Origin of the sequence: Streptacidiphilus pinicola, assembly GCF_003258295.1 — a bacterium.
GTDB lineage: Bacteria > Actinomycetota > Actinomycetes > Streptomycetales > Streptomycetaceae > Streptacidiphilus > Streptacidiphilus pinicola.
In genome coordinates this window covers 30,503-43,390 of record NZ_QKYN01000053.1, presented here as the reverse complement: position 1 = coordinate 43,390, position 12,888 = coordinate 30,503, and the positions used below count along the sequence as shown (strand labels likewise).

The window sequence follows — 12,888 nt, the reverse complement described above, 5'->3', positions numbered from 1 at the left end:
GCCACAGCGGATCGGCCGAACAACGCTCGCATCCGATGCTGTTCGGCCGTTTTCGGTGCCTGCCGTTCTCGGGGCTTCTACGGTGATCCTCACACACTGTCAGGGGGACACTCGTGGCCGACCCGACCACCGACCCGCAGCAGCCGGTCCCGGCCAGCTATGCGCAGGAGCTCGCCGTCTTCGCGGGGGAACTGCGCCAGCTGCGGATCACCTGCGGCAACCCTTCGCTGCGCGAGGTGGAGAAGGCCGCGCCGAAAGCGCGGCCGCTGTCGGCCTCCGCAGTCAGCGAGGCCCTGGCGGGCAAACGCCTGCCACGCCTGGACTTCCTGATCGCCCTGGTCCAGACCCTGCTCATGCTTGAGGACGGCCACCCCGTAAGCCGTGACGACGCACGGGTGAAGCAGTTCCGCACCCGCTGGCAGGAACTCGAACGCTCACGCGTCGACGCCCGCCTAATGCCTGTGCCGCGCCCCCGGCTCGTACCCGACGCCACCGAGCCGCGTCGGACCGACCCCGACGAAGAACACGCCCCTCGGCAGCCCGATCCCCTGTCCCCCATGCCGGATCCCACGTTGGGGACGTATTCGGCGAACCGCATCCTGAAGGCCCACTCCGACGAGGTCCTTTCGGTGGCGTTTTCCCCCGACGGGCACCTCCTCGCCACCGCCGGCAACGACGGGACGGTGCGGCTGTGGAACCCGGCCACCGGCCAACCCGCTCGCAAACCCCTCATCGGCCACAACGGCATCGTCCGGTCGGTGGCGTTCTCCCCCGACGGGCACCTGCTCGCCGCCACCGCAGGCAACACCGGAGTTCGGCTGTGGGACCCAGCCACAGGCCAAGCCGTCGGCCAACCCCTCATCTGCCACATCGGCCCCGTCTGGTCGGTGGCGTTCTCCCCCGACGGGCACCTGCTCGCCACCGCCGGCAGCGAAGGCACGCGGCTGTGGGACCCCGTCACCGGCCACGCCCACGGCCAACCCCTCAACGGCCACACCGGTCCAGTCTGGTCGGCGGCCTTCTCGCCCGACGGGCACCTCCTCGCCACCACGAGCCATGACCTCACGGTGCGGTTGTGGGACGCCGTCACCGGCCAACCCCACGGCCAACCCCTCAACGGCCACACCCACCCCGTCTGGTCGGCGGCCTTTTCCCCGCACGGGCACCTGCTCGCCACCGCCGGCAGCGAAGGCACGCGGCTGTGGGACCCCGTCACCGGCCAACCCGTCAGCGAACCCCTCAACGGCCACACCGGCCCCGTCTACGCGGTGGCGTTCTCCCCCGACGGGCACCTGCTCGCCACCGCCGGCAGCGACGGCACGGTGCGGGTGTGGGACCCGGCCACCGGCCAACCCGTTGGCGAAGCCCTAACCGGCCACACCGGCGGCGTCCGCTCGGTGGCCTTCTCCCCCGACGCCCGCCTCCTCGCCACCGCCGGCGACGACCACACGGTGCGGCTGTGGCGACGGGAGACGGGTGCCGTACCCGAGCCCGGGGCTCTTATCCAGGGCACCGAGGGCTCCGCCGTCTCTGAGGATTTCGCCTCGTTGCAGAAGGAACGCGACGGGCTTGTACTTCAGGTCGCGCGCCTGCACGCCGCGGCAGAGCTGACGCAGGATCGTATAGAAGCGCTGGTCAGTTCCCTGTATACGAGGCTGCCGTCGTACGGGCTCCCCCTCATCGGCCACATCGGCACCGTCTTCTCGGTGGCGTTCTCCCCCGACGGCCGCCTCCTCGCCACCGCCGGCAACGACTGCACGGTACGGCTGTGGGACCCGGCCACCGGCCGACCCCACAGCCAGCCCCTCACCGGACACACCAACAGTGTCTGGTCGGTGGCGTTCTCCCCCGACAACCGCCTCCTCGCCACCGCCGGCGCCGACTGCACGGTACGGTTGTGGGACCCGGCCACCGGACAACCCATCCGCGAACCCCTCACTGGCCACTCCGGCACCGTCTTCTCGGTGGCGTTCTCCCCCGACAACCGCCTCCTCGCCGCCGCCGTAGGCGACGGCACGGTGTGGCTGTGGGACCCGGTCACCGGACAACCCACCCGTGAACCCCTCAGCGGCCACTACGGTGGCGTCGCGTCGCTGGCGTTCTCCCCCGACGGCCGCCTCCTCGCCACCGCAGGTGCCGACGGCGCCGAGGGCACGGTGCGGCTATGGAACCCGGCGACCGGCCGACCCCACGGTCAACCCCTCAGCCGCCACATCGGTGGCGTCTGGTCGGTGGCGTTCTCCCCCGACGGCCGCCTCCTCGCCACTGCAGGCGCCGACGGCACGGTGTGGCTGTGTGACCCAGCCACCGGCCAACCCATCCGCGAACCCCTCACCGGCCACTCCGGCGGCGCCCCATCAGTGGCGTTCTCCCCCGACAACCGCCTCCTCGCCGTCGCAAGCAGGGACGGGACGGCGGCCTTCGCCTCCGACGGTCGCGCGCTCACTACCACCGATGGCGACGTCAGGGTGCGGTTGTGGGACCCGGTCACCGGCCACCCCCACGGCAAAGCCCTGATCGGCCACAGCAACAGCGTCCGGTCAGTGGTGTTCTCCCCCGACAACCGCCTGCTCGCCACAGCGAGCATGGACGGGACGGCGCGACTATGGCCGCTTGCCACCCTGCTGCCCGACCCCAGCGTGGCGACGACCCTCTGACCTGAGCCAGGCGGGACACCAAGTCAACCTGCGCGCGATCACCTTGACCATGATGGGGACGGTCGAAATTGGGTCTGGCAGGAGTTCCGTGAAGGATCTTGGATCCGCCGCTTGACCTGATGCCGTCCACTCGGGGGGCGCCTGGTTGGATGTGCGCATGGTGGACTGGTCGACCCTTGACGACGCGTGCGGCTCCGCGGAGCACGTGCCCGGTCTCTTGGACCGCTTCGAGGCCGATCCGAGCGGTGTGTGGTCCGAGCTGATGGATCACTTGTGCCCGCAGCTGGACACCGCTTTCACCGCCAGCTTCGCAGCTCTCCCGCGACTGTCCGAGATGGCGGCAGCGTGCAGCACAGACGATCAGGGCTGGGTGCTGCTGGCAGCCGGAGCGATCGCAGCTTGCTCTCCCAGCCTGTCGGAGGCCGACAGCCCGCTGACGGTCTTCGCCACGTCGATCGCAGTGCTGCGTGATCTCGCTGATCGTCGCCTGAGCCAGTCGGCCGAGCCCGAGGAGTACGTGAACCTGCTTCAGGCCCTTCTCTCCTTCGAAGGAGTCGAGGTCTGGGATCGCTGCCTGGACGGTCTGCACACCGGGGAGTACGAAGTCGCTTGCCCCTACTGCGGCGTGAACGTCCTCCTCGTCATCGGGCAGGACGACGGCTTCTGCACCAGCGACGAAGACGCCTTGAACGAGGCACAGAAGACGCCCCTGCGACCGGCGCAGACGCAGGACTTGGAGGGGCTTTCGCGCAGGTTGTTCACCCGGGCCACGGCGGACGGGCAGGCGAGTGTGGCCCGCGGCGTCCGTTACGTGTTCGGACGGGCCGACTGTCCTGACTGCCGGACCGATTTCTCGGTGCCTGAGCGAGTGACAGCCGGCTGGATTCCGTGACCAGCCAGGGGCTGCGCACCGGTGAGGATCCGGGTCCGCAGTAGTCGGAAGGTGGCCCGTCCGTACATTGCTCGCTTGAGGGTCTTGATCCGGTTGACGTGCCCTTCGACCTTGCCCGAGCTCCATTCGAGGGTGAGGCCAGCGGTGACGGCGTCGAGGTCCTGGCGCAGGAAGCCGGCGAACGAGCTCATCGGTGCGGGGGCGTCTTGTTCGGCCTGGCGGATCCAGTCCGGCAGGAGTCGCCCGCGACGGTTGACGACCAAGTCACGGAAGACCCTCGCGAGGTCGCAGACACGGGCGATGTCTGGGCAGGCGATCTTGACGTCGAGCAGGCGCTCTTCGTCCCGTTCGCTGAGTGTCTCGCGAGGTCGCATGATCCAGGAGGTGATGCGGCGGGGGCTGGGGATCTCTGCGCGGACGGGTTCGGCGGTGCCGGTGCGGAGCTTGGCCAGGTAAGCGTTGAGAGTCGAGTAACCGCCGTGGTAGCCGCGAGCGCAGATCTCGGTGAACAGCTGCCGGCTGGTGGTGCATTCGGCGACGAAGCGGCTGTTCAGGTACGGCTTGAAAGGGTCCAGGACGCCGTTGGGGCTGCGGTCGCAGGCTCGGGCCAGGAGTTCGTCCAGGCTGGTCTCCCTGAAATGTCGGATCGTCTTGCGATCCAGGCCGAGTTGGCGGGCGATCGCGCTGATCGTCCATTTCTCGTCCAGCAGTCGGTGCACATCCGCATAGCGGTCGCGGGTGCGCTCGACGATCGGGGTGCGGGGCAGTTGAAGCGGCGGCAGATCGATGGCCGGCGGTTCGGGCGGCTCGTGCTGTTCGATGCTCTTGCGCAGGCAGGAGCGGTGCTGGTGGCAGGTCTTCTCGACTGCGGCGGCCAGGTTCTGCAAGAGGTGCCAACGGTCGGCGACCTCGGTGGCATGCGGTGCGGCTTCCTTGATCGCCTTCGTGTAGGCGGTGGCCCGGTCCCGGCAGACGACCTCAACCCCGGGGTGGCTCCGCAGCCAGTCCGCGAACGTCTCCGAGGTGCGGTCGGGCAGCACGTCTACGACACGGCCGGCCTCGATGTCCACGAGCACAGTGCCGTAGGTCTTGCCCCTGCGGAACGCGAACTCGTCGACGCCCAGAACGCGGGGGGCCTGCTGTTGGACCTCCGGTGCCAGCAGGAGTCCCAGCAACTGGGTGCGGCTGGCCTGCAGATTGATCCTCCGGCAGAGGCGTTCCCCCGGGCGACCTCCGAGCTCGGTGGCGATCGCCTGCAGCCACAGCTTCAACCCGAGGGCGGACCGGCGGTGGCGCTCGCTCAGGCCCTGGACCTGCTCGACGAAAGTCAGCCGACGACACTGACGACGGTCGCAGAAGAAGCGCCGCACGCAAAGGCGTATCGTCAGCCGCCTGCCGATCAAGGGCCGTTCAGCGAGAGTGCGCCAGTACCAGGAGTGGACGCGCTTCGCGCGGACGGAGCAATCCGGGCACGGGGGCGGATCGCCCCGAGCCGTCATCTCCGCGGTGACCAGATCAGCGCAGATGCTCAGCTGCTTCAGCTCAACAACGGCTCCGTGAAACAGCACCTGCTCGATGGCACCAGGCTCCATGAGGAGGTGATCCCATAAGGAAACGATCCTGCATGCACGGCCCTGACCTGGCGTTTCACGGAACTCCTGTCAGACCCTCGAAATTGACCGGGGATGCTGGTCGCCTCAGTTCGTCCGATGGGCAACGAAGTGGGGAATCTGGGGAGCGGGCAGCGACGGGTTGAGGGCCTGGCGACCGAAAGTCGCCAGGCCCTGGTGGTCTTTGACGGAGCAGTTGGACCCTCGCCGCGCCAGTGTCAGACCCGGATGGCAGGCTGCGTGCGGTCCCGTGTCTTTGGAGAGCCGGCTGGTGTGTGGAACGAAGGGGATGTCTGGCAGCTTCGCCGGGCGGAAGAGGTCGTCGGCGAGATCGTCATCGAGGAGGGCGACTTCCCCTGGCTGTCCGGGCGCTTCGTTCCGGCAGGGGGATTCGCCGACGTTAAGCCGCTGTTCGACCGTGAACTCGCGCTCGTCGAGGAGGAAGACCTCGACGAGTGGGATGCGGTGTTCCGCGAGATCAGGGAGACGTTCCAGTTGGTTGCCCCTGCTGGCCCGGTTGCGGAGTTCTTGCTGCATATCGACGGTGATCGAGCTTGGTTCCGCTGGAGCGACGAGCCGTTCGAGTGACCACCGACCTGCGGGTCATGGGGTCCGCCGCAGCGGGACGACGTCGGTGCGGTGACGGGGCGTGGTCGGCCGAGCGGCCTCTGGGGTGGCCAGCAGCGCGACGATCGTGATCGGCTGCTGGCAGTGCGGGCAGTTCCGTGTCGCGGTCGGCTCCAGCGGGTCGCGGACCTGCGTGGGCTGACGCTGGGCCGGGCACTTCGGTGCCCGGGCGAGCCCGTTTGAGGCCCGCTACCGCGGGCTCGCCGCGGAGATCGAGCAGGCGGGCGTCTCCGCTCTCGGCGCCGACCTGCTGCTCGCCCGCGGCTTCCACTACGCCGTGACGGACCACGCGGACGTCGAGCAGGCTGTGGCCGAGCTCCAGCGGCGCACCGCCGGCTGGGACTTCGCCTACCTCGCGGACATCGGCGCTTTCATGGCTGACCTGCCGCGGGCCAATGGTGCGCAGCCGGTGCGCTGTCTCGACGGCGAGGACATCATCCGGCAGCGCTGGCGCCACCTCGTCCTGGCTCGCCGGGCGTACCTGCAGGGCCGGTGACGGAGGTTCAGCCGACGGCCCTCTCGGGCGCCTGGATGGGGGTGGCCCAGGACGATCACGCCGCGCGGCCCCGGGCCTGCTCGCGAAGGTTGCGTCTGGCGGTCGCCGCGCCGCTCCGCACGCTTCCTCGCTCGCTCCCTGCCCACTCAGTTCCTGACGAACGAAATGGGGAGGGAGGGAGCAACTCTGGTCGAAATTTCGGAATTCCACCACTGACTGGATAACGTGCACGAACAAGTCCAGCAGGGGTAATTTTCTGCGCCGCTTTGCTGGATTGACTATTGATCCGGTCGCCATCTCTACGGAGGAACCATGCCAATCCGGCCTACGAGCCGCATTGCCATCAGTGTGTTGCTGGGGAGCGCGGTGTCCCTCGCGGCCGCAGCCGGCACTGCGAGTGCGGCACCGCGGTGCCCTGGCGCCAGCGGCATCGCGAAGCTGGGCACGGCCATGAACTTGCCAGCAGGCGCTCCGGGCGGCTGGACCGACACCCCGCTGGAGGTCACCCTGCCCAGGGCCGGCACCTACGAACTCGACGCGGACGTCCGCGGACGTCTCATCGGCAACGCGCCGTTCAACTCCTACATCGTCGCGCGACTGTGGGATGCCACCTCCGGCGCCGAGGTGCCGCAGAGCGAACGGCTCGTCTATCAGATCATCGACAACCGTACGGACAACGCACTGGATGGTGGCAACGCCACCGCACCGATCAGCGAGCTGATCAAGGTCACCGGCCCGACCACGATCCGGCTGCAGGCCGAGGCCGTCAACTCCTACGGGGCGGCCAGCACCTCACAGATCTACTCCGACAGCGTCGGTTACACCGCGCTCAGCTACGACAGAGTCGGCCCCTGACGGCAGTAAGTTCGTGTGCGATCTTGCCATGCCCCGGTCTGAGCTCTCCGCCCGCGCCGTCGTGCCCTGCAGTCCGGTGCAGCGCGGGCCCAGTCAGGAGTGTCACCATGTCAGAAATTAGAGCCATCGGCCTCCGCGGCCTGAGGCGGTTCTCTGCCGCCGTGCTCGCGCTTCCCCTCGCCGCCACCTGCCTCGTGGGCGCCACCGTGCCCGCGCAGGCCCACAGTCCGAGCGCCGGGCCACCCGTCATGGTCTCGATGGGGGACAGCTACATCTCCGGTGAGGGTGGACGCTGGGCCGGAAACAGTGACACGTCCAGCGGCAGCCGGGCGGGCACCGACCGCGCCTGGACGGGCAACGGCTACGACCCGGAGCGCGTCTACGGAGCGAGCTACCGCAACGGCTGCGACCGCTCCGACTCGGCAGAGATCCGCAGCGCCTTCGGCCCCAGCCGCGCGCTGAACATCGCCTGTTCGGGCGCGAGCACGATCAACATCTTCCGGACAAGCCACGGCGGCAAAGCCTTCAAGCGCGAGGCGCCCCAGGCCGACCAGCTGGCGCAAATTGCCGCCCGCTACGACGTTAGGGTGATCGCCCTGTCGATCGGCGGCAACGACCTCGACTTCAAGGACGTCATCGAGACCTGCGTCTGGCACTACGAATACCTCGAGACGCCCTGCCAACCGGGCCAGCAGCGGGAGATCGACGAGAAGATCGACAAGGTGATGGGGAACGTCGGCAAAGCGATCGACGAGATCCACGCCGTGATGTCCGCCGCCGGCCGCGCACCCTCCAGCTACCGGTTCGTGCTGCAGTCCTACCCCTCCCCGATCCCGCGCGCTTCCGACTACCGGTACCCGCAGAGCGGTTGGGACCGTACCTTGCTGGGCGGCTGCCCGCTGCGCGACGACGACTCGCACTGGGCCCGGTTCCAGCTCGTCCCGCAGATCGCCCGGCACCTCGCCCAGGTCGCGGCAAGCCGCGGAGTGCAGTTCCTCGACCTGCGGGACTTCCTGCAGGCCCACGAGGTGTGCACCAAGCACGCACGGCTCGCCACACCCGGCCAGGGGCCGTCCCCGGCCACCAGCGAATGGACCCGCTTCCTCGCAGGGGTGGACCAGCCTTCGCTGCAGGAGTCCTTCCACCCCAACTACTACGGCCAGCTCGGCCTCGGGCGCTGTCTCTCCCTGGTCACCGGCCAGCCCGCCACCCAGAACTACGCCTGCGAGAGCACCCCAGACAGGGACGCCGCCGGCGTGTACCTGCGACGCATCTCCTGAGCCCAGTCCGCAAGCGGGAGCGGTCTGGCCACCTGTTACAGGCCGGCCAGGTCGATGGCCACGATGCCCGTGAAGCGTGAGTAGGCGTCGGGGTCGGTCGTGATGATCACCGAGTCGTACCGGTCGTGCGCCCGCGGCCCGGAGGCTTGAACGACATGGACTGCGTGCCCGAGGCCCCAAGGAGCCCCGGCGGCAGCGAGCTGCTCGACGTGGTGGAATGCCGTGAAGTCGAGCGGCGCGAAGTCGAGGCCCTCCAGGGCGCCGAGATCGTTCGCCACCAGGCCGGCCTGCTTGTCACCCAGTGCTGAGACCAGGCAGAGCAGTGGGATGACGACCCGGTCCCGCGGGTCTATCGGGGCGCTGGCCGCGATGCCCAGCAGCGTCGGATGGCGCGTAGCCAGTGGGGCCGTGGTGTGGTCCAGGACGATCACGCGGCGCGGCCCCGGGCCTGCTCGCGGAGCTGGTCGAGCTTGCTGCGGGTCGCGGCGATGCCCTCCGGGGTGAGCTCGACACCGAACCGTTCGCGGACGGTGGCGATGTTGCGCTGCACCGCGGCCTCGCGCTCGGACTTGGTCTGCAGCGAGGCTGCGAGCTCCTCGACCAGCGCGCGCGTCGAGATGCCGCGTTCCTCGGCAACCTCGCGCAGATGGTCGCGCACCTCTTCGCTGATCTTGATGGTCGTGTCAGCCATGGTGGGAGAATACCAGCGAATACCTTTCTGGGCCAAGGTCAAGACGAAGGCGACGACAGCGGAAGCCATGCCGACGACCCCGGGTGCGGCCCTGCCGTCAAACCGACGGCAGCCCCACCTTGCAGTCGACGCAGAGCGTTCCGCGGGCCTTGTCTCCGTACCGAACGATCGGCGCGCCGCGGCGCCCGCACGGACCGATGTCCATCGGCGAGCACCCCAACGCCGCAGCCAGCTCCAGACGCTCACTGCCGTCCAGATCGCAGGCCTGCCCCGCCGGCTTCCCCGTCGCGGCGGTGGCGGACAAGGTGATCACGGGTCGAAATGACTCGCCCGTGTCCCGTGGAGGCTGCTTCTCCCCGGGGACGAAGGCCTCCGTTCGGTCGCGGATGCACTCGACATCGCGGGGACCGATGGCGCGACGGTCCCGTTGACGCGGGACGCTGGCCCGGATCACCTGCTCGGATTCCAGGAACTCACCGCCGCTGTCGACGTAGGTGCGGCGGTTCTTCTCAGAGGTCCAGAACCAACGCGTGATGCGCCCGAACCGCTCCACCACGGACACCCAGGTGCCGGCAGCGATGTCCCTGACGAGATCGTCGAGCTGCCGCGCGGCGATCTTCCAGGTCGGGTGGTACTGGCCGCAGCGTCCGGTGCGCTGGACCGGGCAGATGGAGGAACTCCGCCGGTCGCACTTCTCCATGATCAGCTCATAGATGCCCCCGCGGACCTCCAGGCGCTGAGCCTCGCGGATGTACTGCGCCGGCAGATCCTTGTCGGTTCGCGCCCACGCCGCCTGGTCGATCAACTCGTGGTACGGGTCGGTCACATGCCACACCGGCAGGATCCCGTTGTCCCGCCGCGCCCGGTCGCGACGGCGAATCGCTAACGCCGAGCTCTTCTGCAGTTGGGGCTCGAAGCCGAACTCGCGGCCGTCGGCCCCGATGATGCGGACGTCGGAGCGAGCCTTGCCGTCGGGCGTGCGCGCCTCGATCTCTGCGGCGAAGCCGCCCGCCTCGGCCGCATGGGCGATGCGCTCCTTTCGGTGACTGTCGGCGCCGTAGTCATGGACGGTCACCGGCTCTGCGACCGGGAACGGTCGTGACCGCCATGGCGGCCTGACTGCAACGACTAGACGTCTTCGAAGGGCCATGTCAGCAGGGCGGGGTCGGTGATCACTGGTTGGGGTGAAGGCATGCGCGGGAGCGGCGATATCGATCCTGCCGCAGCTAGCTTCGTCCTACTTGCCCCAATTAGGAGATAGGTGCAACTTGCGGATTCCTGTACTCGTGAGGACCGCCCTGTGCGGCGGAGTGCTGCTCGCCCTCACCGCCGCGACCAGTCCCCAAGCGAGCCCGACTCCGGCAGCTCCCGGCGCCGACACCATCACCGTGACCACCACTACCGCCCAGGCGTTCACCGGCTGGTTCGGCGTCACGCCCGAGAAGTTGAGCACGGTCGCCGATTGGCCCAAGAACGTCCACGGGCCGGCCCAGCACGACCAGTGGACCGCCCTTGAAGTGGAGAGCAGCCGGTCCGACGCGGACATCGACAGCATCGACTACAGCACCGACGCCGCCGGGTACCAGACCCCGCACGCCGGCGACGTCCTCCAACTCGGCTTCACGCCGACCACCTCCACCCCCCGCGAGATCGACGTAACGTACCCCGGCGGCAGCACCGGCCTGGACGCGGTCGCAGCCCAGCTCGAGAAGCAGTTCCACATCCCCTCCACCACTCCGTTGATGGACGGGCTGGCCGCGCAAGGCACGTTCGTGGTCCGGCTGACCGAGACGGTGGGCGACCAGGTCATCCACACCCGCACGCTGCTGCCCTGGCCCTCCGCCGGCCAGACCATGACCCAGGCCACCGTCGTCGAACAGTTCCCGAGCAGTGACCAGGCTCCGGTGGCACGCATCTCCGCGACTCGCGCCGGTGCCGGCTCCGCGGGGATCGGATCGGCGCTCCAGGCCCAGATCGACACCTACAACGAGCAATGCCAGCAGTTCGGCGGCCCCCTGTGCAAGGTGAACTGGAAGGACGCCTATGACCGCTCCATGAACATCGCGCAGGACATCGACGGCAGCGCGGAGTTCCGCGCGACGGCACCCGCCCGGCCGGCCGCGGGCAAGGCCATGCCTGAAGCAGATGTGACCCGCCTGGTCAGCACCAGCGAGGACTTCCTGGAGAAGAGCACCAAGACCTCCGGCGTCAAGAAGGCCCTCAAGGCCATCAACAACCAGAAGATGATCAGCTGGGGCTCGCTGCTGAGCAACGCCCTGGCCAATTCCCACACCTGGAGCGACAAGAACGCCACCAACCTCGACAAGGCCTACGCGGTCGTCGGCGGCGTCCCCGTGCTCGGCGAGGTCATCGGCATCGCCAGCGGCATCGACAAGCAGGACGCCGAATCCATCGCGGTCAACACGCTCTCCCTGGTCGGCATCGTCGCCGCCACGGTCTGCCCGCCGCTGGGCGCCACTGTCGAGTTCGTCATGATCGGCTACACCGCGATCAAACTCATGCTCTCGTGGTTCACCGTCGAAACCATCCCCACCCCGTCCGGCAGCGCCCTACCCGACGACTACGTCAGCTCCGCAGGCGGCGTCATCGTCCGCTGGGCCACCACCCGCGACGAGCGACGCACCGTCCTGGATCCCGGCGGCACCACCACCAACGCCATCACCGCCTTCGACACCGACGACGCACGCCACACCCTGTTCTCGAACCTGCGCGCCGACACCGGCGCCTACAAACTCGTCAAGATGACCGCCTACGAGAACGTGCACAACGGCCGCAAGCTCGCCGACTTCACCTGCGAACCCGACTCCATCACCCCGGGCAGGGTGTTCTGCGGCCGACCCACCAGTCAGGTCCTGATGGGCAGCGGCAGCAAGGGCGTACGCCTCGAACTGCAGTACAAGGCGCAGCCCGGCGCCTGCTACCAGAGCGGCTGCACCACCAAGGAACAGAAGTTCACCGCCGTCACCCACAACGCCGGCAGCGCCAACCTCGACGACCACGAACTCACCCTGCAGGTCACCGGCTGAGCCCACCCCCACCAGTACCGCGGGTCCGGTCCCACCCCAGCGGACCGGATCCGTGACGGGGCCGCGGGCGGCGATCTGGTCTTGAGGTTGATCGTCGCCTCGTCAGTTGCCAGTCGTACTGGGTCCGCAGGGGCTGGCCCTGCGGGCGCTGATAGTGCAGCGTGCGCGGAGGATGGCCGCTTGATCGCGGCCTCGCGCCTGCGAAGTGACCGTTCGACGGTGACCAACGGGCGACTGGGCTGTACCGCAACGTCTTGCCAGACACCCGATGAGCTGGTTGGGCGAGGGATCTGTCACGATCCCCTGTCGATGAGTGGGGCTGTGACAGGCCGTTGCCTCGCTGGTAGGGCGCCCAGGCACCGCCGGCTCCCTGGCGCGGAGCCACCGTCAGTCCGGAAGCTCACCGATCACCGTTACCGCCTCTCCGGCCGCATGAGCGTTCGCGATACGGGTGGCGAGCCGGCACACGTAGTACGGGGCCGCGCGGTCGCAGGCGTCCACCTGCGCGACCTCGGTGTTGTGCCCGCTGCCCACATTGATCCACCACCCGACCGGCACAGGCTCCGTGATGGTCAGAATCCAGGTGTGGTGGCGTGGATCGGTCTCGGTCTCCTCGGGGAACGGATGCACATCGCTAACGAGCCTGGCTGTCATGACCTCAAGGTATCCAGCACCACCGCGCTGGGTGCATACCCCACGCCGGGCAGCCGAGGCCGTGCGCCTGTGTCCGCCC

General features: G+C 68.7%; 12 protein-coding genes. 7 read left to right on the top strand and 5 right to left on the bottom strand.

Annotated elements, in window-relative coordinates:
* The first annotated feature begins 113 nt into the window (after window positions 1-113).
* Window positions 114-2,657: a WD40 repeat domain-containing protein gene (locus DN069_RS13815; RefSeq protein WP_111501251.1), complete on the top strand. Its 2,544-nt coding sequence runs from the start codon at window positions 114-116 to the stop codon at window positions 2,655-2,657.
* Window positions 2,658-2,814: 157 nt separating this feature from the next.
* Window positions 2,815-3,549 (top strand): hypothetical protein, encoded by a 735-nt coding sequence (locus DN069_RS39395; protein WP_133259918.1) that lies wholly within the window; start codon window positions 2,815-2,817, stop codon window positions 3,547-3,549.
* Here the strand turns inward: DN069_RS39395 and DN069_RS13810 are convergent.
* Complete coding sequence (locus DN069_RS13810; protein WP_481557184.1) at window positions 3,465-5,048, bottom strand: ISL3 family transposase; 1,584 nt, start codon at window positions 5,046-5,048, stop codon at window positions 3,465-3,467. The two genes, DN069_RS39395 and DN069_RS13810, sit on opposite strands and share 85 nt — an antisense overlap.
* A gap of 339 nt (window positions 5,049-5,387) precedes the next feature.
* Here DN069_RS13810 and DN069_RS42600 point away from each other — a divergent pair, with 339 nt between their 5' ends.
* The 4 genes from DN069_RS42600 to DN069_RS13790 all read left to right on the top strand — a co-directional run bounded on the left by DN069_RS42600 (window position 5,388) and on the right by DN069_RS13790 (window position 8,417).
* On the top strand, window positions 5,388-5,747 hold the full coding sequence (locus tag DN069_RS42600) for a hypothetical protein (protein WP_424556283.1): 360 nt from the start codon (window positions 5,388-5,390) through the stop codon (window positions 5,745-5,747).
* Window positions 5,748-6,063: 316 nt separating this feature from the next.
* Window positions 6,064-6,282 (top strand): hypothetical protein, encoded by a 219-nt coding sequence (locus DN069_RS13800; RefSeq protein WP_111501248.1) that lies wholly within the window; start codon window positions 6,064-6,066, stop codon window positions 6,280-6,282.
* Window positions 6,283-6,732: 450 nt separating this feature from the next.
* Window positions 6,733-7,137 carry a hypothetical protein gene (locus tag DN069_RS13795; protein ID WP_111501247.1) on the top strand — a complete coding sequence of 135 codons (405 nt, stop codon included), beginning with the start codon at window positions 6,733-6,735 and terminating at the stop codon, window positions 7,135-7,137.
* Window positions 7,138-7,244: 107 nt separating this feature from the next.
* Window positions 7,245-8,417, top strand: a complete 1,173-nt coding sequence (locus DN069_RS13790; RefSeq protein ID WP_111501246.1) for a GDSL-type esterase/lipase family protein — start codon at window positions 7,245-7,247, stop codon at window positions 8,415-8,417.
* A gap of 35 nt (window positions 8,418-8,452) precedes the next feature.
* Here the strand turns inward: DN069_RS13790 and DN069_RS13785 are convergent, their stop codons facing one another.
* From DN069_RS13785 to DN069_RS13775, 3 genes are all read right to left on the bottom strand, one after another.
* Complete coding sequence (locus DN069_RS13785) at window positions 8,453-8,848, bottom strand: PIN domain-containing protein (protein WP_111501245.1); 396 nt, start codon at window positions 8,846-8,848, stop codon at window positions 8,453-8,455.
* Window positions 8,845-9,108, bottom strand: coding sequence for a hypothetical protein (locus DN069_RS13780; protein WP_111501244.1), 264 nt, complete (start codon window positions 9,106-9,108; stop codon window positions 8,845-8,847). The genes DN069_RS13785 and DN069_RS13780 overlap by 4 nt, the downstream gene beginning before the upstream one ends.
* A gap of 97 nt (window positions 9,109-9,205) precedes the next feature.
* A complete protein-coding gene (locus tag DN069_RS13775; protein WP_111501243.1) occupies window positions 9,206-10,183 on the bottom strand; it encodes a hypothetical protein in 978 nt (325 codons plus the stop codon).
* 211 nt (window positions 10,184-10,394) lie between these two features.
* On the opposite strand from DN069_RS13775, the gene DN069_RS13770 reads away from it, so the two are divergent.
* Entirely contained in the window at window positions 10,395-12,155 is a 1,761-nt protein-coding gene (locus DN069_RS13770) for a hypothetical protein (RefSeq protein WP_133259917.1), read from the top strand.
* Window positions 12,156-12,542: 387 nt separating this feature from the next.
* On the opposite strand, the gene DN069_RS13765 is transcribed toward DN069_RS13770, so the two are convergent.
* A complete protein-coding gene (locus tag DN069_RS13765; RefSeq protein ID WP_111501241.1) occupies window positions 12,543-12,809 on the bottom strand; it encodes a hypothetical protein in 267 nt (88 codons plus the stop codon).
* Between the last annotated feature and the right edge of the window lie 79 nt (window positions 12,810-12,888).

Bases quoted from the DNA above. Each gene is read 5' to 3' on its own strand.
- DN069_RS39395 (WP_133259918.1), top strand. From the start codon at position 2,815: ATGGTGGACTGGTCGACCCTTGACGACGCGTGCGGCTCCGCGGAGCAC.
- DN069_RS13810 (WP_481557184.1), bottom strand. From the start codon at position 5,048: ATGACGGCTCGGGGCGATCCGCCCCCGTGCCCGGATTGCTCCGTCCGC.
- DN069_RS42600 (WP_424556283.1), top strand. From the start codon at position 5,388: ATGGCAGGCTGCGTGCGGTCCCGTGTCTTTGGAGAGCCGGCTGGTGTG.
- DN069_RS13795 (WP_111501247.1), top strand. From the start codon at position 6,733: ATGAACTTGCCAGCAGGCGCTCCGGGCGGCTGGACCGACACCCCGCTG.
- DN069_RS13790 (WP_111501246.1), top strand. From the start codon at position 7,245: ATGTCAGAAATTAGAGCCATCGGCCTCCGCGGCCTGAGGCGGTTCTCT.
- DN069_RS13780 (WP_111501244.1), bottom strand. From the start codon at position 9,108: ATGGCTGACACGACCATCAAGATCAGCGAAGAGGTGCGCGACCATCTG.
- DN069_RS13765 (WP_111501241.1), bottom strand. From the start codon at position 12,809: ATGACAGCCAGGCTCGTTAGCGATGTGCATCCGTTCCCCGAGGAGACC.